This window comes from Taibaiella koreensis, assembly GCF_003545715.1.
Taxonomy (GTDB): Bacteria; Bacteroidota; Bacteroidia; order Chitinophagales; family Chitinophagaceae; genus Taibaiella; species Taibaiella koreensis.
Genome location: NZ_QVNU01000003.1, coordinates 38486 through 63672, shown reverse-complemented (window position 1 = coordinate 63672; position 25187 = coordinate 38486). Strand labels below are relative to the sequence as shown.

The window sequence follows — 25187 nt, the reverse complement described above, 5'->3', positions numbered from 1 at the left end:
TCCTATTCACGCCATGCGTACGGTTACAACTTTTTCCAAGTACACTTTCCTTCTGTGTGCTGTGCTGATCGCCTATTCCGGCTCCTTTTTCTATCCACGATGGAAAAAAGGAGGCGGAGAAGCCCAACTGTCCTGGGATGCCGGTGGCTATTACTGGTACCTCCCATCTGTCTTTATCTATCACGATCTGAGAGGTCAGCATTTCAAGGATAGCATCCTCAATAAGTACCAGCCCACACCACCCGACGACTTCCAGTATGGTTTCTGGCAGCCGTCGGGTAATTACGTTATTCGTTACACCATGGGAACCGCAATACTGGAAGCGCCCTGGTTTTTTATCGCCCATGCATTGGCCAGGCCATTGGGCTATCCTGCCGATGGGTTTTCACTGCCTTATCAGTTCATGATCTACCTGGGCGGCATGCTGTTTACCCTGCTTGGACTATGGTACCTGCGCAAGCTGCTCCTGCTTTATTTCAACGATACGGTAACGGGTATTACCCTCTTCCTGCTCGTGGCCGGCACCAACTACCTGAACTATGGTGGGATCGAGGTGGGTATGACGCATAGCTGGCTGTTCACTTTATATGTATTCCTTTTCCTGAATACACACTACTACTACGAGCGCCTGCAGCGCAAATACCTGCTGCGGGTAGCGGCGCTTATTGGTCTCATAGCCCTGGTGCGACCGCCCGAGATCATTGCCGTATTGATACCGGTGTTTTGGGGTATGAATAGTCTTTGGCCACGCGTGCTAAGAGAGCGGCTACGTTTCTTTAAAAAACAGCTGCCACAGATCGTATTGGGAGCGGGTATCGTCCTGGCGATCCTGAGCATTCAATTCTTCTACTGGAAATACGCCAGCGGGCAATGGTTTGTATATACCTATCAGCAGCAAGGGTTTTCCTGGCGCAGACCGCATTTCAAGATGTATGCGCTCAACTACCAGTGCGGCTGGCTCCTGTATACGCCGGTGATGCTCTTTGCCCTGGCAGGAATCATCCCGTTGATCTGGTCGGGCAGAAATAAGATTGCCATCCTGCTACTGATCGGGATCAACTATTATATTGTGGCGGCCTGGGATGCCTGGGATTATGGCGGCCGTGCCATGATCCAGAACTACCCGGCACTGCTCTTTCCCCTGGCCAGCCTGGTCCATTTTCTGCTCCGGAAAAAAATAGGGCTCATCCTCGCAACGCCATTACTGCTACCGGCGGTTTATTTCAATATATGGTGGACTTACCAGGCGCATAAAGGTACCCTTATCGGTGGCGCGCCAGGTACCCGGGCCTATTACCTGGCTACGATCTTTCGCTACAACCTGCCCCCGGAAGTACAAATGCTGCGCGATAACGAAGACGCCTATACCGGAGCCGTGCACCAGCCGATAGTCTTATATTCCGGCGATACTGCCAGCAATAGCCGGTTTACCGTAACACAGGACGAGCAGCATTCCATTTCTTTTCCGGTAAAAGAAAAGCATAAATGGATCAGGGCCAGTGCGGATATTCACATCGATCAGAAAGAATGGGGGCTTTGGTTTATGACCCATTATGCCGTGCGGCTAAAAAAGGGAAATGATGTGGTGCAGGAAAACAGCATCCGGTTACAACGGCTGCTGGATAAAGGTGATACTAAAAATATGACGGTCGACGTTAAAGTAAAATATGATGTTTATGATAATATAGAATTGTTGTTTTACAACGAAAACAAAGGGACCATACCCTGCTATGTCGATCATATTAAGGTTATCGGCTTTGATCATTAATTCCATTTACCAACCATTTATCTATCTTCGCGTACTTAAAAATGTAGCAGCAGGATTTACACCAGTACTTAAATGACCCAAAAAATCGCCATCATTGCCGGCGCCGGCCCCGCAGGATTAACAGCAGCTTACGAACTGCTGCAACGTACCGACATTATCCCTGTTATATATGAAAAGAGTGGGGACATAGGCGGTATCAGCAAAACGATCAATTATAAGGGCAACCGGATCGATATCGGCGGCCACAGGTTCTTTTCCAAGTCGGACCGCGTTATGGACTGGTGGCTGCACATTCTGCCGATGGAGCATACGCACGAAGACCAGGTAAGGATACAATACCAGAACCAGACCCGTCTCGTAGACACCCATCGCGTAGAAACAACAGGCAGTAGCGACCAGGATAAGGTTATGCTGGTGCGCAGCCGCCTGTCGCGTATTTACTTCCTCAAGCAGTTCTTCAGCTATCCAGTGACCCTGTCTATGCAAACGCTTAAGGGGTTGGGCTTGTGGCGTACGACCAAAATATTCTTCTCTTACATGGCAGCGCGCCTGAAACCCCGCAAGGAGGAACGCTCGCTCGAAGATTTCTTTATCAACCGCTTTGGCAAGGAGCTATATCTCACTTTTTTCAAAGATTATACCGAAAAAGTTTGGGGAATCGCCTGTAACCAGATCTCTGCCGAGTGGGGCGCACAGCGTATCAAAGGTCTTTCGGTGATTAAAGCGATACAGCATGCGGTAAAGCAACAGCTCAAGAAAAAGCAGGTAAAGCAAGCCGACGGCATTGGCCAGAAGGAAACGGAAACCAGCCTCATCGAACGCTTCCTTTATCCGAAACATGGCCCCGGGCAGATGTGGGAAGAGGTAGCCAGGCTGGTAGAAGCTAAAGGCGGCAGCCTTCACCTGCGGCATGAGATCGCCGGCGTCCTAACCGAAGGCGACCAGGTAAAGGCCGTGAGGGTGAAGAACTGCGAAACAGGCATCGAGACCGAGATGCCCTGCGCTTATTTTTTCTCCACCATGCCCATGAAGCAGCTGCTAACGCACATGCAGCCCGCTGCACCCGAACCCATACGCAGGATCGCGGATGGCCTGCTCTACCGCGACTTCATAACGGTCGGTCTCCTGATGAAGAAATTAAAGATACGCAGGGATAAGAACGCAGCTGAATCGGCAGATAATACAGTTAAGGACAACTGGATCTATATACAGGAGCGCGAAGTAAAAGTAGGCCGGCTCCAGATCTTCAACAACTGGAGCCCCTTTATGGTGGCCGATCCCGCAAACGTATGGATCGGTATGGAATACTTCTGCAATGAGGGCGATCCGTTGTGGAATATGGAGGACGAAGCCCTGAAACGCTTTGCCATCGAAGAACTGGCGCAGATCGAGATCATTCGCAAAGAAGACGTGCTGGACAGCACGGTGCTGCGTATGGAAAAGGCGTACCCAGCCTATTTCGGCACCTATGACCAGTTTGACGAACTCAAATCTTATACCGATAAATTTTCCAACTTGTTCCTCATAGGCCGGAACGGCATGCATAAGTACAACAACAGCGACCATTCCATGCTTACCGCTATGACCGCGGTCGACAATATTGTGGCCGGTATAACGGACAAAAAGAATGTGTGGGAGATCAATACAGAAATGGACTACCACGAAGAAAAGCAAAAATAATTTTCAGCGAAGCCATTTGTCCAGGCGGGCATAGCCTGCCAGCGCCGGTATCTTATACCCGGGGTCCAGCAGCTGGTGTGCCAGTTGTGTGGCCCAGAAAGGTCCGGCCGAGAAGCCCCGTGTGCCCAGGCCATTGAACAGGGCCACTGCCGGGTAGCGGGGATGAAGTCCCAGCAAAGGAACCTGGCCCGCCGTAGTGGGCCGCTCGGCCACGATATGATCTTCCAGGCGAAAGGGCAGCTTCAGCCATTCCCCCAGCGCGGCCAATGTATTGCCGCGCCAGTCCTTATCGGGCCTCATGCCCTTCAATTCCCAGGTATAATTGCTGCCGCACCAGAACAGCCCGTCGCTACGGGGTGCGAGGCGCAGCCCCTTGTGATAAAGTGCATCAGAAGGCAATCCGGGAATATCAAGCAGCAACGCTTCTCCCCTGTTGGTGGTAAAAGGCAGTCCTTGTAGCAGCGGGTTATCCCTTGCCGCCGCGCCTTCGCAAAAAATGATGGTGCCCGCTTCAATATCGCGGTAATGCACCCGGTCGGGAAGCACCATGCATTGCGCGGCATCAAACCGCTCCCTGCGGAAAGCGCCTTTTTCCTGCAAATAGTCTGTCCAGCCGTCAAGCAGGGCGGCAGCATCGACCAGCCAGGTATCGGGCAGGCGATCGAGCCGGCCGGGAATATGGAAAAAGGTATCGAGCAGCTGTGGCGATACAGGTTGCAGCTGCGGTAAGACTGCCGCTCCGGACTCCTGGAAAAGATAAAGCGGCATGGCCTGTACCAGGGAGCGCCGCAGAAGTTGTTCCAATTCGCGATAAGTCGCCAATGCCTCGGGCAGAAAGAGATCAGCGCCAGGCGCCGGTTTCCATTGTTTGCCGCTGAGCGGATTCATCACGGCGCCGGCAACACGGCTGGCTTTTCCGCCAAAGCCCTCATCGAGCACCAGCAGAGAGCGCCGGGCTTTCAACAGCTGGTAGCTGAGCAAGGTCCCGGCCACGCCCTGGCCCACGATGAGGAAATCCACTTTCATGGGTCAAAGAAACGGAAAATAAGGAATGGCCGGGCCTGGTTTATGGCCTGTGATTGGAAATGATGGTCAGCGCGCCAAGGAGCATCGGCGCAATTGAGCGATAAATCAGCAGCCAGGCTTTGGGCATGGGGATTGCAAAAGAGAAGTTAGGCTATCGGCATGAGGTGCCGGATCGCCAGCTTGCGCATGTTCCCGCAAATGATGTTGACCGGGCTTATGACCGGGCTTTGTTCCTAGATGAAAGAAAGGAAATGATGCAGCGATTGGCTGATTATATTGACCAGTGCCGGGTCGTCACTGTTTAAGTTTATGATGTGCGGGGCCGATGTTACGTTAGCGTAGCCTCGGCCTCGTTTTTGTTCAAAAATCATTTTGCTTTTGTGGAATTCATAAAACTATTTTTAAATTTGTCTAATGAGCGATCAAGAAGAAATGAAACAGTTAGGCAAGGGAATTCTTAAAGCTGCAATAGGCGCAGTTCCCGTAGCCGGGGGCTTGCTTAATCAGTTGATATTTGATGTAAGGGGCAGCGTAAAACGCGCCCGATATGATAAATTTATCGATGCGCTGTCTGATTACATGAATTCTCATTTTCAAGTTCCGTTAGCAATCGAGCAGATTGAGGAAGAACAAGTCGGTGATTTTTTTGAAAGTGTCGTTTTAAGGGTCGTTAAGATTAATGCACAAAAAAGAATTGACGCTCTCAAGCGCCTTTTAGCTTCACAAATAGTCAAACCTAAGAATTTTGACTATGCAGAAGTATTAGCCGAACTGATAGCTGGATTGTCAGACTATGAACTCGTGATATTGCAGAGAATAGTCGAAGAAGGTGGTGAATATGCAGATTACTATTCTGACATCCATCAAATTAAGCGTGAGCTTGAAATGCTAAATAGCCGAAAGAGAGAACGGCAAAGCGAAATTTACGATGTTGAAGATAGTTGGATTAATACACCTGAAGATCAGCAGCTTCAAAGATTGATAGAACAAGAGGAAGACAGGCTTAAAAAGGCAGAAGAACGAATAGAGCCTTTGAAAGCAGCTTACAATCCGTCAACCTATGACCTAAAATCATGGGAATTACACTTGCATCTCACTCGATTAGTAACAAAGGGCATAATCCAAGATGAAAGCGGACGATATGGTCTTGAGGCTTCTACCATTATCTCTCCAAATCAAGTTGCCTATGATATCGTGGATTTTTTGAGTGATGAAAATTGATTCACAACTTTTACAAGTTGTCATTAAAGGGCTATTCTGAAACCAGTCATTTCATCTTTTGAATTAACTTTTGCGTTATTACAAGGATCAATATCATAATGATATTCGTCCCACCAATAATAGCTACTACCAAAAATCATGTAATGACCCTTCCACCCATCCGTTTTTGAAGCCGACCATTCCTCTACATTTCCAAACATATCATATAGTTTGTAGTTATTTGCAGCTTTGGTTGCAACAGGATGTGTTTTATTTTTACTATTAGCTCCCCACCACGCGATCTCGCTAAGCTTTTTCGCGCCGAATAAAAGAAATGGCCTGACCTCACTTTTAACCTTTCCCAATGCGGCAAATTGCCATTCATCAGCAGTAGGTAAACGATAATTTTTATTTGTTCTTCTGTTTAATTCTTTAAGAAATAGCTGAATGTCGTTATAATTTACGTTTTCAACTGGACAGTCATCGCAATTGCTAAAGTGGGATGGGTTATCGCCCATTATTCTTTCCCATTGCTTTTGTGTCACTTCAGTTTGACCAATATAAAACTCTTTTAGATGATTTTTATGAAAGGAAAACGTATCCCGTAAAAAAACCATTTTATAGTCTATAATCGAGTCTGTGAAATCTTGAGAGAGTTGCCAATATTGAGCGTCCTTAGATTTTTTATTTTCCTGATTTGGTTTTGCAGAGAATATGTTGCTTAAGAATGCCGTATTAGACAGGTAATTTATTCCTAGAATAGAATCATCATAACCTTTCGACAGCGAATTTGGTTGCTGCTTAGCGGAATCATTGGTGATTTTTATAGAAGAAAAATGAGGTTTCTTTAATTCCTTCTTTTCCTTTAAAATAAAAAAGTTAAAGATATAATCCTTACTGATAAAATACAGAGGCACTAAAACTATAATTATTATCAGTACATAGATAATCGATCTATATTCTTTGAAATTCCATTTTTTCCTACTCGCTAATCGTTCAAATCGTTTTTTTTTACTCCAACAAAATTGGATTCAAAATTCGGCTTTTCTCCTATTTGCGGCTTTTTAATTTTAGGTTCTTTATAAATCTCCCTTAATAATTCTTCATAGTTCTCTGAAAATTTTCTGTCGTTTGAAAAATCGATATGGATGAACTGTTGCATAAATTCAGGTATACTACTTGCTATACTGCCTTGCCTCAAAATAGGTATTATTTTACCTTGACCAGTAATATCCTTATAGAGACCAATGTTGATAATTGAGTACTCATAACCAACGCCTCCTTCCCTCTTGTCAGCTTTCAATTTGTAGTTAGGCGTATAAACTATTATTATTCTGTTAGACTCACTTACAGCATTTTCTATAAAGTGCTGTAAACTCTTGCCAGCGCTTAATTCATATCTATCAAGTATAACATCAATCCCATTTTTAATAAGCAGATTCGCCAAATCTAAAACCCACTGCTTATGCGCATCATTATCCCAGGAATAGGATATGAAAACTTTGTTGTTCGTCGTATTACTCTTCATACCGGTGATTGCGAATGTGTTGTATCTTAATTGATAAAAACAACTAAAAATAACACAAGATTCTGAATTTTAATGCAGCAGTGGAGCAGAATTTTATAATTAATGTCGCTTAGGCCCTTTCGGTTTTTGTTCTTTATCGGCTTTCTGTTTTTGTAGCTTGTCCAGGAACATTTCACGCTCTGCCTCTTTGCTGCCCGCTTTCAGCCCGGTATAATAACCTTTGTGATTGGCGGCTCTCTGTATTAGATCATTCAACTCCGGGCTATTGCCGCGCCGCAGCCAATAGCCATGTTCAAACCCTTTCTTGAATATCGGATCGACTGTTTTTTCTTCTTCCATTAGAACGGGTTTTTAGCGTTTTTCTCAATATAAGCGTCGATGCTATCGCTATCATACAGGAACAGCCGGGGGCCGACTTCGCTGTAGCGGATTTTGCCCTCATTACGGAATTTTTGCAGCGTGGTTTTGGATTTGATTTTCAGCATGGACATGGCTTCCTCGTCATCAATCCATTTATCACGCGACTTGACCCCAAGTTGCTTTTTTATATCGGCTACAAGCCTGTTATAAAGTTCGTAAAAAGCTTCTTCCTCTAAAACAATAACTTCCATATCGCAAGTGTTCAGGTATTCGGCTTGACGAATTTAAAACACTTATTGCAATATGCGCGCATAGCGACAGAAGAATGAAAATGTTGTACCTATGTTGTACCAAAACAAAAAGCGTTACAGAAAAACTCTGTAACGCTTTGATTCTTTGGTAGCGAGAACGGGAGTTGAACCCGTCACCTCAGGGTTATGAATCCTGCGCTCTAACCATCTGAGCTATCTCGCCATTGGGCCGGCAAAGGTAGAAAATGTTTTTTAATTAAACAAAAAATCCCCACTCATCTTCGTAGTCATCTTTTTCAAAAGTGCGCACCCATTTGCGGAAGAGTAAGCGGAAGCTGTCGATATCGGCACGCACTACGGCCGTATGTCCTGAGTCTATAAAACCCATATCGGCCATGGCCAGTACCTGTGAGGAAACAAACTGGGCGCTTTTGCGGATGACAGCGGCATACTCCATCTTCAGCACATAAAAACCCGCCGTATCGGCGCTCCTTACTTTTACCGCTACCTGGCGCGCCTCGTCGAAGATCATATTTTTCTGGCTATGGAGGAATTCTTCGGAGGTGCCGGTATGCTCGCGTACATAGGAGAACAGCCCGTTGAGTCCCGCCATTACTTCGCGCCATTGGTTGTATAAAGCCTTACAGGCCTCGCGGCCGGCATTGTCGTTCCAGGTAAGACCATCCTCTTCTTCGATCCTCCGGAATCGTTCGTCATCCCATTCGGGCAGGTTGCTCGGATTGTCCCAGATATTTTCCATATTCAAATCGTTTAGTTTGTTTTTTTCACCCTGCGCAGGTCTATAATGTTCAGCGCATTGCTTTTTAAGCCGGTCACATTGTTCTGGGTGAAATGAAGCATCTCATCATAATATAAAGGTACTACCGGCGCCTCGCTGGCAACCAGGCTGTCCATGCGGGCATACAGGGCATAGCGTTGCGTATCGCTGGCTGCCTGCAGGCTCTCCCGGTACCAGCGGTCAAAAGTCTGGTTCTGATAACGGGTATAATTGGGCGGGGCCGGGAAACCACCGTAAAAGCAGGCCAGGAAGGTTTCCGCATCGGGATAATCGGCTACCCAACCGGCCTTGAAAAAGGGTAGCTGAGAGCGGGTCATCATTTGCCGCAGCAAGCCCATCAACATCACCTGTACCTGGGTGCGTATCCCTACTTCGCCAAGCTGGCTGGCTACAAAGTTACAAATGTCCACATATACATCGGGAACTGTAAGGGTGATGGCCGGCAGCCCTTCCCCATTGGGAAAGCCGGCTTCCCGCAGCAGCGCCAGGGCCCGTTCCGGATCGTAATGGTAACCCTCAAACGATGCACTTTCGAGGCCAGGCATGGCCAGGGGTATGAAGCCCCTGGTAGCGGGTACGCCTACGCCATTGCGGAAATAGGTCACGATCTTTTCCCGGTCTATCGCATAGTTGATCGCCTGCCTTATCTTTTTCAGCTTCACAGGGTTGTTCTTCACTACGGGATTGGTGGTGTCGATCACGAATGCCAGGTATTCGGTATACAGGTAGGGCTGCTTTTCCAGCCGGATACGACCTGCAAATTCGGGTCGCAAGGTCCCTTTCCGTGTGAGCACCATATCCTTCATCGAACCGTCGATACCATTAATAAAATCGATCTTCTTCTGGTTGAAGAGCAGGAACTCCATAGCCCGGGTATCGTTGAACGAGACCTGTACGGCATCCAGGTAAGGGAGCTGTACACCCGCCTCATCATGCTCCCAGTAATGCGGGTTGCGGTGCAGCACCAGCATATTGCCTTCGTCCCAGTAGCGGAACTGAAAAGGGCCGGTACCACAGGGATGGTTACGGAAGTCCTTGCCCCACTTGTGCACGACCTCCGGGGCTATTACCGAGCAATATTGCATGGTAAGGATCTGGGGCAAGGGCCGGAACGGTGTTTTGAGATGGATGAGTAAGGTGCTGTCGTCGGGCGCCTCAAAAGGCCGGTGTTCCCGCACACGGTCGTTGAATATCCAGGCGCCGGCCGATGCCGTAGCCGGATCAATAAGACGGTCGAAGCTATAGACAACGTCGGCAGCCGTCATCCGGCGACCGCGCCCCCCGGGAAAAGCCTCATTGTCGTGAAAATAAACGTCGCGGCGCAAATGGAAGCTATAGTCGAGGCCGTCGGGGCTCACTTCCCAGCGCGCCGCCAGCGATGGTACTGTATGCAGGTTGCTGTCCACTTCCAGCAGGGTATTGTAGATAAAATGGGTGCCCCATATGATAGCAAGGCTTTTGGCAAATGCAGGGTCGAGGGTTTCCATTCCGCTGATCTGGTTATAGCGGAAGATCATTTTCTCACCGGTCTTCCGCCCGCCGCAGGAAAGCAGCAGGAAAGCCAGGAGTGCAGGAAACAACAGAACTGCTTTGGGTCCTTTCATCAGATGGTGCAAGATAAGCTAAAACAAAAGAGGCGCCTTCAACGGGCGCCTCCATTTCATTTCGTTCAGGTTATTGCTTGATGAAACGGCCCGCGGCGCGAAGACCGCCGTTATAGATCGTCACCAGGTACATACCCGGCTGCAGCGCCGAAATATCCAGCGACAGCTTCTCTTTGCCGGAGAGTGCCTGGCCTGTGCCTTTTACCGCAAGCTGCCGGCCCGAAAGGTCGGACAGGCTTATCACCGGGCGGTCAGCCGCAGTACCGGCCCATGCAATTTGTACCGTATTGCGGGCAGGATTGGGATACAGCGTCAGACGCGTTTTCGCAGCATCCGCCTCATTAATACCGCTGGCAGGAAGCGCTTTAAACGTTACATTATTACAACTGGAATTATTATTGGTTACTGTCGTATCAATAAAAGTGCCGGTATTGCTGGGGTTGCTGACTACCCGTACGCAATAGGGCTCGGTAACATCGCCGGGATTGTTCGTTACATTGGTGCTCGTGGCCAGGATCAAGGTAGCGCTGCCCCCCGAGAGGATGGCCTGCTGCAGCAGGAAAGGCTTCAGTTGCGCATAGGGCATCGATGGCGTATTGTACCAAACGGTATCGCCTGCGGCTAGGTCGTCGGGTCCTATGTTATCTATCTTTACGGTAATGTTGAATGTGGCATACGCATTGATCACCGCTCCTTCGGCCGGCGTCATGAGCGTAATACTCATATCGCATTTCTTTGGCTGCGCCTGTACGCTGCCGGCGCCGGCAAGCAGCAGCAAAGCGGTACAGAGTAAATTTCCGGACTTCATAATTAATTATATAGTTTCGTTGCAAATTAAACAAAAAAGCATTGATATACGGTAGTATCAATGCTTTTAATGTTAAATCTTACCGTCTTAGCGACTGATGGTCAGCTTGCCCGTGGCGCGGCGGTCGCCGCTGTTCCACTCGACAAGGTAAAGACCGGCGTTCAGATGGCTAACGTCGAGACGCAAAGTAGTATTAACGCCTACGGGAAGCTTTCCGTAATCTTTGCGGGCTACTTCACGACCGGTGATATCTTTCACAGACAATACCACGTTCTCTGCCTTATCGGCTTTGATGTCAAACTTCACTTCGCCGCTGGCGGGGTTGGGGTATAAGGCCAGGGCCTCGTTGCTGCCGCTACCCCATTCGAAGATGCCATTGTTCGGGCGTTTCTTCAATGTTATGGTATTGCATGACGTATCGTTGGTGGCTACGTTGTCGGTATACGTAACAGTGAGCGGCCGGGGCGGAGTGCCAACGGTAATATCTGCCTGCTTACGCAAAACGGCGCAGACAGTGCCGGTAAGATCAGCAGCTTTCAGGGTATCGATGGTATGTATTACCCGGAACGATTTCGTGGCAGTAAACGATTGACCGCTGGCAATGGCGCCGGCAGGTACCAAAGGTATCAGCGTTGTGGTACCCAAAAGGCCCACTACGATTGTATCGGTGGTAGCCAGTGCTGCGGTGCCATTATTCTGGATCTTCACATCGAAAAAGCAGGTATCCTTGTAGTTAAGTGTTGTTGAATATCCTGCTGAAGCCGTAACCGTGATCCCCAGGTTGCACTGCTTTTGGGCAAAGCCGGTTGCTGTACAGAGCAAGCCTGCAGCCACCAAAAAGAGTTTAATTTTTTTCATCAATATTGCTTTTAAAGATTTACCCGCTAAATTATAGACAAAGTTCTATGTATTCCAATCCTGATGCCTGCCTTTTTGATTTTCAGCAAGAAATCACACGCAAACAGCCATTCCTCTAAAACAAAAAAGCTGGTACCGTATTTAATGTCCGATCACAAGCTTGCCTGTGGCCCTACGGTTACCGTTGCACCATTCAACAAAGTACAGACCTGGCTTAAGTCCTCTTACATCTAGTGCGACATTGGTCGCAGCGTTGCGCAGTACTCCGAAATCCTGCCGCCGAACTTCCCTTCCGGTAATATCTTTGACGGACACCAGTACGGGTGCGGTATTGTCGGGTTTCAGATCAAAACGCACTTCATCCCGCGCCGGATTGGGGTATAGCTGTAAGGACTCCGTGGCAAGGCCCGGGCCGGCTATACCATTTGCCGGACGCTTTTTGAGGGTAACCCTGAAACAGGCGGTATCATTGGCTGCCCTTGTATCTTCGTACGTTTCCGTAACCGGCCTGGGCGGATTGCCGACAAGGATGTCTGATTGCTTCAGCAGCACGAAACAGGCGCCAACAACTTTGTCGGCAGCCCGCAGCGTATCGATGTCGTGCGCGGCATAGGTTTTTTTGACCAGCGTAAAAGAGCCGCCGTTGGGGATCGGCCCCGGGGGAATGATGAGGGAAATGGATGAAGTACCCACCATACCGAGGAAGAGACTATCGGTAATAGTGAGCACATCGGGCCCGTTATTGGTGATCTTGAGATCGAAAAAACAAGAGTCACCATAATTTACGGTGGTGGAATAGCCCGCCGATGGGGTCATCGATACAGCCAGGTCGCAATCCTTGTGTGCAAACCCGTTAAAGGAAGCCAGAACGGCTGCCAGAGCAAGGTACAATTTTCTCTTTTTCATAAAATTCGCGTTTAGATACCGCCAAATTATAGGCCTGGCGCGAGATCCGGGTTCTTTTGCGCAAGGGACCACAAGCTGCTTGCCAAAATGATCTGATGCCGGTAGCAAGCAGCTACCCGCTTCCGGGTAGCTCGCCGGCCCGTCCCGGAATGCTGCAACATTTCCGGCTCATGGAGGCTTCCTCTACTGCTCCCGTTAAGCTATTTAAGGTATAAAAGACATTATTTTTCTATATAATTTAGCGTAGGAGACCGGTAAAGGATTTGTTTTTCCAATTTTTCCATTACATTTGCGCACTTTCGATAATTGTGTACTTCATTTTACTATGGCAGTAATTCAGAAAATACGGGATAAATATGCGAAGCTGGCCGGTGGCGTGATCGTGATCGCATTGGTGGGTTTCATCTTGATGGACTATGGCAAAGGAGGCGGCTCCCGCTCTACAACCATTGGTAAGGTCAATGGTGAAAAGATCGATGCCCGGGACTATGATGTTGCCGTAAAGCAGCGGGAAGATGAAATGAAACGCCAGAATCCCAATGCTACAGTTGATGAAAATACACAGGCACAGTTGCGCGACCAGGTCTGGAACGAGATGGTAAGCGAACGTCTGCTCAATGATATCAGTCAAAAGCTGGGCATCACCGTCGGATCGGCCGAACTGAAAGACATGGTAAGTGGTCCCAACCCCGACCCTACCATCAAGCAAATGTTCACCAACCAGCAAACGGGCGTTTTCAACCCCCAGGAAGTGGCAGCCCAGATCCAGCAGATCAAACGGAATCCCGAGTCCAAGAAACAATGGGATGCTTTCGAGGCAGGTTTGGTTAAGAGCCGCTATACTACCAAGTTCAATACGATGGTTACCGGTGCGATCTACATTCCTAAGTTCATGCTGGACGACCAGCACACCTCACGTAACACACTGGCTAAAATCAACTACGTGAAGCTACCCTATACCCTGGTTCCCGATGACCAGGCCAAGGTAAGCGACGACGATATTAAAAAATACATGGAAGCCCACAAGGCCATGTTCCAGGTAAGAGAAGCCAGTCGGGCCATCGATTTCGTAAGCTTTACGATCCAGCCTTCTGCCGAAGATTCTGCCAGCACTTTTGCTGCGCTGGATAAGCTGAAGACTGAATTTGCCGTGGCCACCAACGATACTGATTTTGTAAACCGTAATTCCCAGAGCCAGATCCCTATCGCTTATTTCACCAAGCAGCAGCTGCAGAGCATTCCCAATGTGGATGAGCTGATGAGCGCCCCGGTGAATAGCATAGTTGGTCCGTTTTACGACGGGAATAACTATATGCTTGCCAAGATCAAGGACAGGAAATCTTTTCCTGATTCTGTAAAATGCCGCCACATTCTTATTGCAACCAGGCAGCTGGGAGAAGGCGGACGCTTCTTTTCCGATACTGCTGCCAAGGCCCGTATCGACAGCGTAATGGCCATGGTGAAAGCAGGCGCTAAATTTGATTCCCTCGCAGCTACTTATTCCGATGATGCTGGTAGTAAAAATAAAGGCGGCGAATACGACTTCCCCCTGGGGCAGAAAGGCAGCCTGGCAAAAGAATTCGGAGACTTCGTATTTGAACAGGGCCATACCGGTGAATCGAAGATCGTAAAGACGGAACTGGGCTATCACTACATTGAGATCCTGCACCAGGGCGCGCCCGAAGCCTCCACCAGGATCGCCTTCGTAGCCAGGGAGCTCGCTACCAGCGACAATACACAGAATGCGATCTCGGCCAAAGCGACACAATTTGCCAGCCAGGCCACATCGGGTTTCGACAAGGCCGTTAAAGCCAATGGCTACAGTGCTATCCCTGCCGGCGGATTGAACAAGAACAGTTATGCAGTGAATGGGCTGGGCGCTTCACGCGACCTGGTGAAGTGGGCTTACGATGCTAAGCTTGGCGATGTGTCCAGCGTATATGCCGTAGGTGATAAATATATAGTGGCCAAGCTCACGAGCATTATGGAACCAGGTATGGCGCCCATCAATAGCCAAACGAGGCCCATACTGGAAGGCTATGTGAAAAAAGAGAAGAAAGCCGAGATCCTGAAACAGAAGGCAAAAGGTAAGACGACGCTTGAAGCGATCGCACAGGCAGAGAACCTGCAGGTAGGTACTGCCGATTCACTGAGCTTCATTCGTGCCTTCGTTCCCAACATGGGCAATGAGCCGAAAGTAGTCGGCTATTCTTTCTGCAAAACATTCAAAGAAAATACACTTTCTCCGGCTATATCGGGACAGGATGGGGTATTCTTCATCAATGTTCTGGGTCGCAGCGCCATCACCGATCAGCAGCCACGTAACCTGGCTGTTGAACGCCAGATGCTTGAGTACGGCGTTAAAAACAACGCTTCAAGTATGGTGCTTAACGGCCTCCGTGAAAAAGCGGAAGTGGAAGACACCCGCTCTAAAATTTATTAATTTTCATTTGAGAATAATTTTTGAAAAGGGGCAGCATTGCCCCTTTTTTTATTAATGACACCGGTTTAACTTAGCGTCCCCAAACCGATAACCAATATTTCCCGTTCTGGAAAAGAAAAGAATCATACTGACCGTGATCAACGATCTGAATTATGATCAGCGTATGATCCGGATCTGCCGGTCGCTCACCGAGGCGGGTTACGACGTCACGCTCATCGGGAGGGCACACCGTAACAGCATACCCCTGCGGGAGCAACCCTTTCGTTTGAAACGGCTGCGCATTGGCCCCGGCAAGGGAAAGATGATGTACGTCCTTTATTGGCTCCGGCTGTTCTGGCATCTTCTGTTCCGTAAGGCCGATGCTCTTTGCGCGATCGATCTGGATACCATATTGCCTGTTTATTTGGTTTCCAGGATAAGAGGCATTAAACGCGTATACGATGCGCATGAGCTGTTCACCGAAATGCAGGAAGTAGTCACACGGCCAAAAGAGAAAAAGATATGGGACCGTATTGAGCGCTTTTCCGTTCCCCGTTTTCCTGCAGGTTATACCATAGGTGAATGTTATGCGGCTTATTTCCGGGAAAAGTACGGCGTCCGATACGAGGTTGTACGCAACGCTACCGTTCTTCGCCCGCTTAGTCTTCCCGGAAAGCGGGAAAAATTCATCCTGTACCAGGGAGCAGTCAATATAGGCCGTTGCTTTGAGTACCTGATCCCGGCGATGCAGCAAGTGGATGTTCCGCTGATCATTTGCGGCGACGGTAATTTTTACAAGGAAGCGATAGCGCTGGTCAAAAAGTACCAGCTTGAAGATAAGATCAGCTTTAAGGGCTATGTACCGCCCGATCAGTTGCGCGAGTACACCCTGAATGCCTGGGCCGGCATCACTTTATTTGAGGCAATAGGTCCCAGCAACCGGCTGTCGATGGCCAACCGCTTTTTTGATTATATGCATAGCGGCGTGCCGCAACTGTGTATGGCTTACCCCGAATATGAAAGTGTCAATGCGCGTTTCGAGCTGGCCTGTCTCATCGAAACACCGACCATAGACAGTATAGCCAAAGCGCTGAACCAACTGGTGCACGACGAAGCTTATCATCTGCGTCTGCAGCAAAACGCGTTGAAGGCAAGGGAAGTTTACTGCTGGCAGGAAGAGGAAAAGCGCCTAAAAGCAGTGTACGAGCATCTTTTTGACGAGAAATAATTTTTAATGACTATCGGATATAGGAATCCAGCCCAAAAACAGGTGCAATGAAAAATGATTCTTTGGGTTAATTATTAGAACGTTGATCTATGGTCATATGCCCATACCGGGATATCGTCACTTAATCTTTTATCATTTTGATCCGCCTGCATATTATATCGTCCGATGTACCTTATCCCCCCGACTATGGGGGTATGGTCGATGTGTTCTATAAGATCAGGAACCTGCACGAAGCCGGCGTAAAGATTTACCTGCATTGCTTTGAATACGGCAGAGGCCGCCCGGAGACTATGGAACGTTATTGCGAGCAGGTATTCTATTACCGGCGCAAGACCGGGCTGGCCGGGCTTTCCCTCCGGCTACCTTATATGATGTATTCCCGCAGGGACGATCAGCTGCTGTACAATCTGCAAAGTATCGATGCGCCGATCCTGTTTGAAGGGGTACATACTACCCACTATCTGTCGCATCCCTCTTTGGCCCGGCGCTTTAAACTGATGCGTAACCAGAACCTTGAGCAGGAGTATTATACCCATCTGGCCGACCGGGAGCGCAATCCTTTGAAAAAAATGTATTACCGGGTCGAGGCGCTGCTGCTCAAAGGCCAGGAAGCCCGGCTTGGGGCTGCGGATGTCTTTCTGACGGTGGCTGAGCACGATCATCATTTTTTCAAAAGGGCTTATCCGGAAAAGCAGCATGCCTATGTACCATCTTTCCAGCCTTACAATGATGTGACCGCCCTGCCGGGCAAAGGTAGCTATGCGCTATACCACGGCAACCTCGGGCACCCCGAAAATATCGAGGCGGCTTTATTCTTGCTGGAGGAAGTATGCCCGCACAGCACTATGCCTTTTGTATTTGCCGGGAAAGACCCGGATGAGAAGGTGATTGCAGCTTGCGAACGCCTGCCACATTGCCGGCTGGTGGCCAATCCTGAGCAGTCTGCCATGGCCCGGCTCGTAGCAGAAGCGCAGGCCCACCTGCTGCCTACTTTTCAGGCTACCGGGCTTAAATTAAAGTTGCTGCATGCCTTGTTCCACGGAAGACACGTGATCGTAAATCCCGAAATGGTGCACGGGACGGGGCTTTCCGAAGTCTGTCACGTAGCCGGCGATGCCGCCGCATTCGTTAGCTTGCTAGAAACGCTTTCCAACCAACCTTTTGACCGGGAAAGCATCGATAAACGAAGAGCTTTGCTGCTGCAGCGTTACAATAACCGGGACAATGCAGCCCGGATCATGGCATTCCTGCAGCCGTGATCTCCGTTACCGTATTCTGTTCTATACGCACCACTCTTGCCGGGTATTTTTGAAGAATGCCGTAGTCGTGTGTGGCCATTACCACCGCTGTATGATAATCGCGGCAAATGGTGAACAACAGCTGCATGATCTTATCTGTAGTCTCGGGGTCCAGGTTTCCGGTGGGCTCATCGGCCAGGATCAGCTTGGGATTATTGAGCAGGGCGCGGGCAATATCAACTCTTTGCTGTTCACCGCCACTCATTTCATAAGTCATCTTATAACCTTTGGCCCGCAGGCCCACTTTATCCAGTACGTTCTCGATCTTTTCTTTGATCAGCGCTTTGTCGTTCCAGCCTGTCGCTTTCAGCACAAACTCAAGGTTGTCGTTCACATTACGGTCGGTGAGCAATTGAAAGTCCTGGAATACGATGCCCAGGTTGCGGCGCAGCAGGGGCACGGTTTTCCAGTTCAGGTCCTTCAGGTTGAAGCCGGCCACATTACCTTCCCCCTCTTTAAGCAACAGATCGCCGTACAGGGTCTTCAGTAAGCTCGATTTACCGGTTCCAGTCTTGCCAATCAGATACAAGAATTCACCTTTGCGCACTTCCAGGTTTACATTGCTGAGCACTAAGCTCTTGCCCTGGTATATCTGAGCGCCTTTAAGCAGCACCGGAACTTCTTCAGACATTTATATTCTTTTTTGATCGTTACAAAAATAGGCTATTGATGGCAAATGGTAGCCCTCGGGTCGGGGAAGCCTTTAATCATCCTTCTTATAGATATGCTTGGTGGTGACGAGACGCTTGCCCGTGATCTTACGCAGAAAATTGCGCAGTTTCCGGTCCAAGCTAAGCGCCATTCCTTTGACGGCCTCTTCGGGCCTGCCATAGAATGAGGTCACATGGAAATAGCTTTCGTTGTCGGCAGGCAGGTGCGAGAAATAATAATTCGAGACACAACAGCGCTTGCCGTCTGCTACTACTTTGCTTACCGAATGATAGGACGACTGGTTGGTGATCATCAGCACAAGCCGGTTGAACTGCGATACAATGGTACGCGGATCGCCCTGCACACCGCCATCCCATAGCTCCAGGTTGCCCCCATTCTCCAGCTTCCAGTCCGGGCTTATGTAGTACAGCAGGTTAAGCACCCGGTACCGTTCCCGGTCGTTGTCGTGTGAGTTGTCGAGATGTGGGTTGAGAAAATTGCCCTGGCTCATCAGGCTGATGCCACCGGCATAAAGATGCTCATCGGGCTCCATGTCCCTGATACCGGTAATATAGGTACACAGCGCGACTACAGCGGGTTCCTGGAAGGCATAGACAATCTCTTCCAGCAGCGGATGATATAAATTCATCTGCGCCGCTACCCTCTTGTTTTCCCTGATAGAACGGTGTATGGCCATTTCCTCGGGCGAGGGGAAGGCCTGGTATATTTCCATCGCCTGCTCAACGGGCAGCAGGTTGTCGATAAAACAGGAGTTGATGTGGCCGCTCTGCTGGAATTCAGCCTTCAGCCGATCTTTTTCTTCTTCCAGGCGCCCGGTTATCAGCGCTGCCAGCGCCTTTCGCATACCCTTTACATTGATCTCTGACATCCCTTGTTTATTGATCGTCTACAAAGATAATACGTATCGGACACAAAAAAGGGGTTATGATCCTTGCGGTCATCACCCCTTTTCCGGTTTCTTATCCGGTGTTTAAAGCTTCTTGCTGTTGATGAGCACGTCGCCGGTGATATTCATTGGTATGGTCTGCCCGCCTCCCGATATCTGACCTTCGATGTTCTGCGTGGTTTTACCCGACAGGATCTGCCCGGTATTGATATCGAGCTCCATAGTACCTTCCTGTTTGCCATTCATCCGGATCTGCATGGGAACGCCCGCCGCAGCGCTCATATCGGTTGCCGGCAGGTTCATGGCAGAAACGACGGCTACCGTGGCTTTACCATTGCTGATGCTCTTCAATGTATACGTATTCTCCATATTCACATTGATACCCTGCAAACCCATACCCATTACCGATTTTTTACCCCAGGACTCGCCCACTTTGATCTCTTTACCGGGATAAAGGTCAAATGAATTTTGCATCATCATCCTGATCGCCGTATCGCTGAACTGGCTTTCCATGGCCGCCCGGGTGTTACCATCTGCATTGCCCGACAGCGATTTGATGAGCTCGCCCAAGCCCTCTACGGCAGCAATATCTCCATTGGGCGCTATTTTAATGCTGAACGATTTGCCGATAAGCTCGTTCATAAAAGCCATATCAGCCGGACTCTTCTCGGGTGTTTTCGAATCGTACTGAACAGGGCCCATCGGGGTCGTCAGGCTCATAGCCACATGATCGTAAGTGATCTTTAGTTTTTTATTATTGCCCTCTTCGCCTTCGTAGGCATATACCATTTCCATTACCATCGACTGGTCCATGGTCGTATTGAGCGAGTTAATTTTCTGATTAACCTTGGTCGTATAGAGATATTTTTCCCCGGGTTTGAAATTGATCTTAATTGTAATCGCATTCCCGCTGCCGGAGTTTTCGCTTCCCGATTTACAGGAGAACAATACCAGCAGGGATAGGCAACATGCCAACCAAAGCCCTGCGCCTTTTCTGAATTTGTTCATCTATCTGATTTTGGTGGAAGAACAAAGATAGCTTTTTGCCGGGCAACCGGCGTTAGCGAAGCCATAATCTTTACAACGGTGCCGAGCTGTGCCATCACCTGATAAACGGCCTGTTTATTTATACTCCACATCCAGCCGGAAGATGCAATTGCTGCCTACCTCCCGGTTGGCATGTACCGATTTGATCTTCCGTTTTCCGCCTAAGCCTAGCATGCCCTTCTTGCCCTTCAGTGTTTCTCCGAAAAGGTTAAGGTTGGCATAGATCGTACCATTGCCTTTTATTTTACCGCCGGGACACATGTATTGAGCGATATTTTCAAGCGTTTCTTTGCCCTCGATCACATCCTGGAGCTGGTTTTTCAATATGGCGTCGGGTATCAGCTCAATCTTCTTCTCTGCCGGCGCAGGCTCTGCAACCGGACCGCTTTCTCCGGCACCGGCTGCGGTGCCTTCGCCAGGAGGCGCTGGGAGAGGCAGTGGCGGTAGCTCATCCACATTTGCGCCGTGGGCGTCGGCCGGGTTCATGGATATGGTGATCGTCTTGCGATACACTTTTGTCTCATCGTTGTCCAGCTTCAGCTTCAGCACATAGCTACCGGGCTCGGTAAAGCTGTAAGATACTTTGTTGCCCGGCTTTGGCGGAAAAGCAGTATTATTTTCTATCGTCCATTCATAAGCGCCGGCAGTCATTCCGGTCTGGTAAATAGCCAGCTCGCCTGCTGCAGCAAAGTCTTTACCGATGATAGCACCCTCACCGTTGGCCGAAGGCGTTGCCGTTACCGGTGTCGCAAGCGCTATAGGACTGATGTGCACATTAACCGATTGCAGGCAACGTCCGTTGATCGTTGCGGTAACCAGGAAATTGCCTTCCTGCTTGTAGCTATGGGTCACCGTAACGCCGGTAGCTGCCGGGCTGCCATCACCGAAGTCCCAGCTTACGTCTTGCAGTCGCTTCATCCCCGCCTGGAAAATAATGCTCTCACCCACGAAGTAATAGTGGGGCCGGGCATGTGCCACCACACCCTTCAGGTTCAGCCTGGCCTCATAGCAAGGCTCTGTAGTGGCGATACGGAAACCCAGAAGCCCGGCCGACAAGAGTACGGTAAGCAAAAGCGTCAACCATACTTTGTTGTCGAAGCCCATACGATTGCGGCTATAGATGCGGGAAAGCTGCTGCATAAGATAAGATGTTCTTTTACGGGGCCGGTTAACGTTTCATGCTCATATTGTACTGGGTAAGCAGCTGCGAGTAGGTGTTCCTGCAATCGTCGTACTTGGCTTTCCACTGGGCCAGCTGGCTCTCGAACTCTGCCGCCTGGGCATCCTTATCTCCCGAAGCCCTGATCCTTTTCTTATCGTCCTTGATTTCAAAATAGGTCTTGATCAGCTCCTGGTACAGACGCTTTTCCGAAACGGAATCTTTATCCACCATGGCGGTAAGCTGCTGTAGCCTGGAGTCTATCTGGCCGTCAACCAATTCAGCCTGCACGCCGGGTTTGTTTACGGAATCCAGCAGGCCTTTGGCCTCACCCAGCTGGGCAAAAAAACTGCGGCCGAAGTCGCGCTCCTTTTCTATGCTGGCAAGCTGCTCCTGCAGCTTCTTATTTTGCTGAAAAGGGACCTGTATTCCGAAGTATATGGCAACCACAACAATGCCCGTAGTAATGATATACAGGATGATAAAGCGGGTAAAGGCCTTTTTACGTTCCGGGCTGTTTTGCGGTATCATGCTTGTTTATTTTGTTTAGGTAACAAAGTGTTTTCTCAATGATTGCTAACCGAAGAAACGGCGCTTGGGCTTGGGCGTTTCGTTATTGCCGTTCTGCTGGTACTGTTGCTCTTCTTTGACAAAAATACCGGACTCCTTACGCTTGCCGATGAATTCAAGGTTGCTCAGCGATTCAAAAAGCTTACCGGTTACCTTGGCGAAGCGGATTACCGGCATAATGTTGCTGTTGATATCATTGTGCTCATAACGCAATCCGGCCAGGCCACTCAGCATTTGTTCGAGCTCACCGGGGTTCAGCTCGCACCATTCGCTCAGGTAGCTCATCAGCTCTTCCTTGCCGGAGCCAATGCGGAGGTCAATCGTATTCTTCATTACCCTGGCGAGGCTCACGATCGTGCTGAACATCTTTGCCGGCGGCTCATAGACCTGGTTCCAGCGCAATTCGGTAATGGCCTGCCCGATGAAGAGCATAATGCGGTCGCAGAGAAACAGGGCCAGCTCCGAAAGATCATTCTGCTGACTTTTCCGGAAGATCTTCTGTACGATCTGGGAGCAGCGCAGCTCCAGTCCTGCCAGGAACTGATCCAACTCGGAATGCAGCCCCATAAGGTCGGGAGACGACTGGACCGACAGACAGGGTGGTATATAATATTCCTCTACCCTCACGGTGTCGCCGTTTACGATCACCTTACCTATTATCAACGCAAAAGGATTACGGGCATATTGGTTATACTGGCTTTCCGGCGTTACCTGCAACTGGTAGGCCGGCTGTGCAAGCGGATACCGGGGCGGATTTTCCGTCGCGTCGGGATTACCCGATGGCACACGTTCAAAGGGCTGGGCGGTAAGCACGATCCAGTACAAGGCCTCGCTGCCCGAAGCCGTGAATGGAAAGGTACCGGTCAATCCTCCTTCGGCCTGGTGCGAAGGCAGACCCGGAACTTGTATGCGTACGCCGCCGGGTGTCACTGCCTGGAGACTCAGCACAGCTACCTTAAGCGTATTCTGGTTGTCGAGCGATAGCTTTACATGGAAAGTGTCTTCCCCGGCTGCGGAAGGTGGCATCACTCCGTAACGCAGCGGCGAAAGGCATAGGGTAGCCATATCGCTAAGGGCGTCCTGCCATGCGTTATCCTGGGCAATGAAATGATCCTTATTGATCTTCATGCCATCCATCCAGTTAACGGGAAAGTATTTTCTCTGGCTTCTCATGGTTCATCTATAAGGGGCTGTTATGCCCCGGTTTATGAAGTGGATATTGTAGCGTCATCTTCCCTAGCCGCTCTCTCACATATGATCACGGTATTTTCCCGTATGCCGGTTTGCTGAACAGTACGTGTGGCATCGAGAATACGCGAACGTTGATACCATTTGGGCTTCGTCCGGAAGTACCATTCCTGTGCCCTGCCGGTACTATCGGCATATTGTATCGGCGTCTCGCTCTGCATCTCGTTATAGTCGTTGATGAAATGATAATACAGCTCGCCCAGCACCATTTGTTCCGGCGCCTTGGCACGGAAAAAAGTACGTTGCCGGTCGCTCGCTTTCTTCGCTATCTCAAAGCCGATCACATATAGCCGCTCTCCTTCTTTTTCATCGGGTAGGTCGATCGCTTGCAGCAAAGGATATTCCCATGCAGGAAATACCGTGGGCGGAATATGATAAGCAGCCAGAAAAGTCTGATTCATCAGAAAAGGAACCAGGAAAAACAAGAGGCTTAGCAGCATGGGATAGAAAAGAAATGACTTATCCTTCAGAAAATACTGCAATCCCGCAAAGGCCGCGATACTGAACAGGATGATCGTGATACCGAATAGCAGCTCAGCATAGAAGAGCTTACTGCGCGATTCTGCCGGATGACTGAAAAACCGCCGGTGTGTGATGACAACATGGATCAAGCCGAAGAGAAAGTAGACAGCCGACAGGATCCAGAAGACCAGGAAAAGGTTGTTACTGATGAAAGTAGCGGCAAAAGCTGCAGCCGAAGCCAGCAGGGAAGAAAGCCCACCGTAAAGCAACGGCTTTTTGCCCTTAGCCGAAAAGCTGGACGAGACTTGTTTGATCACCGCAAACAAGGCCAACGAGCCTACCAGGAAAGGAAGAAAATAAAGCAGGAATGATTTCAGGACCATGATATTTCTGTTCTTCAGGTTTACAGGTAAAAGCCATAACCCAGCACCGGCTCCGATGCCGCCTCCTCCTGCTGGTCGCCAACATATTCAAATTGCGCTTCTACGGCCAGGGGTATAAACAATGCTTCAAACCGCTCCAGGAAACGACCGTAGGGCTTCCCTGCGGTATACAACAGCATCTCCTCCGGCCCCAGGCCTTCTATCGTGAACACCCATTGTTCATATGGCTCTTCAAAACACTGTCCGCATATGGTATCGACACTCAACGCGGCATCGCCTGTCCCCAGCGGAAAACCGCTTACATCGCCGGATGGCTCATTGACGATACGGGACGCACCCGATACCGGCCGGTCGAGCATCATAGCCAGGGCGCTTGCCGTAAGCCGGAGATCGCCTTTGATCTGCCGTATCCAGGGCATTATAAGCACCAGTACTGCCGCCGGCGCTTCGGGAAGCTGCGGGTCGATATTCCAGAAGCGATAAAATTCTTTATCCAGCTTGCCGCTCAACATACCGAACTGCAGCTTTCGCTCTTCTGTCTCGGTGAGGACCGCATAGCGGAACAGCTCTTGCTCTACGGGCTGAAAAAATTTGCGGGCCAGCTTCTCCTCATCCCTATAGCGCCGGTATTCACCGGTCATGGCGCTTAGCGTGCCGGTGTTGCTACCGCCGCGTGTCTGGTGAAACAAGCCCTCAGGCAAACGGTCGTACAAGCCATCCCGGTTGATCTCGATAGCCAGGCGGTTGTTGGCGTCTTTCAGCGCCTCTACCCGTTCTATATCGTTGCGGTAGCTTTTACGGAAAGCACCTGCCATACGGATAACGATCTCGTCGAAAGAGACGCCATTCTCCATCAATTCCGCACACAATGCTTCAGCCCGCAGCAGCTGGTATTGATCAATGCAGTATGGGCTTTCGGCAGACATGGGAACAGCTTAACGGATGAGGATTTTTACTGATGGAACAAAAGTAGATAAAAGTTCTTTTTTGAAAATACGTATTAAAACGTATTGTTTCCCCCTGG

At 49.5% G+C, this 25187-nt stretch carries 25 protein-coding genes and 1 tRNA gene; 7 read left to right on the top strand and 19 right to left on the bottom strand.

What is annotated here, in order from left to right; genetic code table 11:
* Positions 1 to 13 precede the first annotated feature (13 nt).
* Both DZK30_RS10400 and DZK30_RS10395 read left to right on the top strand, forming a co-directional pair.
* The gene (locus DZK30_RS10400) at positions 14 to 1768 is read left to right on the top strand and encodes a hypothetical protein (RefSeq protein ID WP_118974084.1); all 1755 of its coding nucleotides are present in this window, start codon (positions 14 to 16) and stop codon (positions 1766 to 1768) included.
* A gap of 72 nt (positions 1769 to 1840) precedes the next feature.
* The gene (locus DZK30_RS10395) at positions 1841 to 3448 is read left to right on the top strand and encodes an NAD(P)/FAD-dependent oxidoreductase (protein WP_118974083.1); all 1608 of its coding nucleotides are present in this window, start codon (positions 1841 to 1843) and stop codon (positions 3446 to 3448) included.
* A 3-nt stretch (positions 3449 to 3451) separates the two neighbouring features.
* Here the strand turns inward: DZK30_RS10395 and DZK30_RS10390 are convergent, their stop codons facing one another.
* Positions 3452 to 4474 carry an NAD(P)/FAD-dependent oxidoreductase gene (locus tag DZK30_RS10390; protein WP_118974082.1) on the bottom strand — a complete coding sequence of 341 codons (1023 nt, stop codon included), beginning with the start codon at positions 4472 to 4474 and terminating at the stop codon, positions 3452 to 3454.
* A 119-nt stretch (positions 4475 to 4593) separates the two neighbouring features.
* Between DZK30_RS10390 and DZK30_RS10385 the strand changes: the two genes are divergently transcribed.
* Together DZK30_RS10385 and DZK30_RS10380 are read left to right on the top strand one after the other, a co-directional pair.
* On the top strand, positions 4594 to 4779 hold the full coding sequence (locus tag DZK30_RS10385) for a hypothetical protein (protein ID WP_162903004.1): 186 nt from the start codon (positions 4594 to 4596) through the stop codon (positions 4777 to 4779).
* 109 nt (positions 4780 to 4888) lie between these two features.
* Positions 4889 to 5695: a hypothetical protein gene (locus tag DZK30_RS10380; protein ID WP_118974080.1), complete on the top strand. Its 807-nt coding sequence runs from the start codon at positions 4889 to 4891 to the stop codon at positions 5693 to 5695.
* A gap of 23 nt (positions 5696 to 5718) precedes the next feature.
* On the opposite strand, the gene DZK30_RS10375 is transcribed toward DZK30_RS10380, so the two are convergent.
* The 10 genes from DZK30_RS10375 to DZK30_RS10330 form a co-directional block, all read right to left on the bottom strand.
* Complete coding sequence (locus DZK30_RS10375; protein ID WP_118974079.1) at positions 5719 to 6591, bottom strand: formylglycine-generating enzyme family protein; 873 nt, start codon at positions 6589 to 6591, stop codon at positions 5719 to 5721.
* Positions 6592 to 6662: 71 nt separating this feature from the next.
* Entirely contained in the window at positions 6663 to 7202 is a 540-nt protein-coding gene (locus tag DZK30_RS10370; protein WP_118974078.1) for a toll/interleukin-1 receptor domain-containing protein, read from the bottom strand.
* 99 nt (positions 7203 to 7301) lie between these two features.
* Entirely contained in the window at positions 7302 to 7541 is a 240-nt protein-coding gene (locus DZK30_RS10365) for a hypothetical protein (RefSeq protein WP_118974077.1), read from the bottom strand.
* Positions 7541 to 7813 carry a helix-turn-helix domain-containing protein gene (locus tag DZK30_RS10360; RefSeq protein WP_118974076.1) on the bottom strand — a complete coding sequence of 91 codons (273 nt, stop codon included), beginning with the start codon at positions 7811 to 7813 and terminating at the stop codon, positions 7541 to 7543. Before DZK30_RS10360 ends, DZK30_RS10365 begins: the two co-directional genes overlap by 1 nt.
* A 146-nt stretch (positions 7814 to 7959) precedes the next feature.
* A tRNA-Met gene (locus DZK30_RS10355) sits at positions 7960 to 8036 on the bottom strand.
* A gap of 33 nt (positions 8037 to 8069) precedes the next feature.
* A complete protein-coding gene (locus DZK30_RS10350) occupies positions 8070 to 8573 on the bottom strand; it encodes a hypothetical protein (RefSeq protein ID WP_118974075.1) in 504 nt (167 codons plus the stop codon).
* 11 nt (positions 8574 to 8584) lie between these two features.
* A complete protein-coding gene (locus DZK30_RS10345; protein WP_118974074.1) occupies positions 8585 to 10216 on the bottom strand; it encodes an ABC transporter substrate-binding protein in 1632 nt (543 codons plus the stop codon).
* A gap of 70 nt (positions 10217 to 10286) precedes the next feature.
* Positions 10287 to 11024 carry a T9SS type A sorting domain-containing protein gene (locus DZK30_RS10340; RefSeq protein ID WP_118974073.1) on the bottom strand — a complete coding sequence of 246 codons (738 nt, stop codon included), beginning with the start codon at positions 11022 to 11024 and terminating at the stop codon, positions 10287 to 10289.
* A gap of 87 nt (positions 11025 to 11111) precedes the next feature.
* A complete protein-coding gene (locus DZK30_RS10335; protein WP_118974072.1) occupies positions 11112 to 11882 on the bottom strand; it encodes a T9SS type A sorting domain-containing protein in 771 nt (256 codons plus the stop codon).
* A 141-nt stretch (positions 11883 to 12023) separates the two neighbouring features.
* Entirely contained in the window at positions 12024 to 12788 is a 765-nt protein-coding gene (locus DZK30_RS10330; RefSeq protein WP_118974071.1) for a T9SS type A sorting domain-containing protein, read from the bottom strand.
* 325 nt (positions 12789 to 13113) lie between these two features.
* Here DZK30_RS10330 and DZK30_RS10325 point away from each other — a divergent pair, with 325 nt between their 5' ends.
* From DZK30_RS10325 to DZK30_RS10315, 3 genes are all read left to right on the top strand, one after another.
* Complete coding sequence (locus DZK30_RS10325) at positions 13114 to 15231, top strand: peptidylprolyl isomerase (RefSeq protein WP_118974070.1); 2118 nt, start codon at positions 13114 to 13116, stop codon at positions 15229 to 15231.
* Between the two features lie 133 nt (positions 15232 to 15364).
* Complete coding sequence (locus DZK30_RS10320; RefSeq protein WP_240432899.1) at positions 15365 to 16438, top strand: glycosyltransferase; 1074 nt, start codon at positions 15365 to 15367, stop codon at positions 16436 to 16438.
* Between the two features lie 137 nt (positions 16439 to 16575).
* On the top strand, positions 16576 to 17697 hold the full coding sequence (locus tag DZK30_RS10315) for a glycosyltransferase (protein WP_118974069.1): 1122 nt from the start codon (positions 16576 to 16578) through the stop codon (positions 17695 to 17697).
* Here the strand turns inward: DZK30_RS10315 and DZK30_RS10310 are convergent.
* The 8 genes from DZK30_RS10310 to DZK30_RS10275 all read right to left on the bottom strand — a co-directional run bounded on the left by DZK30_RS10310 (position 17675) and on the right by DZK30_RS10275 (position 25089).
* On the bottom strand, positions 17675 to 18367 hold the full coding sequence (locus DZK30_RS10310; RefSeq protein ID WP_118974068.1) for a cell division ATP-binding protein FtsE: 693 nt from the start codon (positions 18365 to 18367) through the stop codon (positions 17675 to 17677). The genes DZK30_RS10315 and DZK30_RS10310 overlap by 23 nt on opposite strands.
* Positions 18368 to 18439: 72 nt before the next feature.
* On the bottom strand, positions 18440 to 19276 hold the full coding sequence (locus DZK30_RS10305; protein WP_118974067.1) for a 2OG-Fe(II) oxygenase: 837 nt from the start codon (positions 19274 to 19276) through the stop codon (positions 18440 to 18442).
* A 102-nt stretch (positions 19277 to 19378) separates the two neighbouring features.
* Entirely contained in the window at positions 19379 to 20302 is a 924-nt protein-coding gene (locus tag DZK30_RS10300; protein ID WP_118974066.1) for a DUF6263 family protein, read from the bottom strand.
* Between the two features lie 114 nt (positions 20303 to 20416).
* A complete protein-coding gene (locus DZK30_RS10295) occupies positions 20417 to 21481 on the bottom strand; it encodes a PKD domain-containing protein (RefSeq protein ID WP_118974065.1) in 1065 nt (354 codons plus the stop codon).
* A gap of 28 nt (positions 21482 to 21509) precedes the next feature.
* Entirely contained in the window at positions 21510 to 22031 is a 522-nt protein-coding gene (gene tssO, locus DZK30_RS10290) for a type VI secretion system TssO (RefSeq protein WP_118974064.1), read from the bottom strand.
* A 45-nt stretch (positions 22032 to 22076) separates the two neighbouring features.
* Positions 22077 to 23243 (bottom strand): type VI secretion system baseplate subunit TssK, encoded by a 1167-nt coding sequence (gene tssK / locus DZK30_RS10285; protein WP_118974063.1) that lies wholly within the window; start codon positions 23241 to 23243, stop codon positions 22077 to 22079.
* A gap of 32 nt (positions 23244 to 23275) precedes the next feature.
* The gene (locus tag DZK30_RS10280; protein WP_118974062.1) at positions 23276 to 24163 is read right to left on the bottom strand and encodes a TssN family type VI secretion system protein; all 888 of its coding nucleotides are present in this window, start codon (positions 24161 to 24163) and stop codon (positions 23276 to 23278) included.
* 20 nt (positions 24164 to 24183) lie between these two features.
* Entirely contained in the window at positions 24184 to 25089 is a 906-nt protein-coding gene (locus DZK30_RS10275; protein ID WP_162903008.1) for a hypothetical protein, read from the bottom strand.
* Positions 25090 to 25187: the final 98 nt, after the last annotated feature.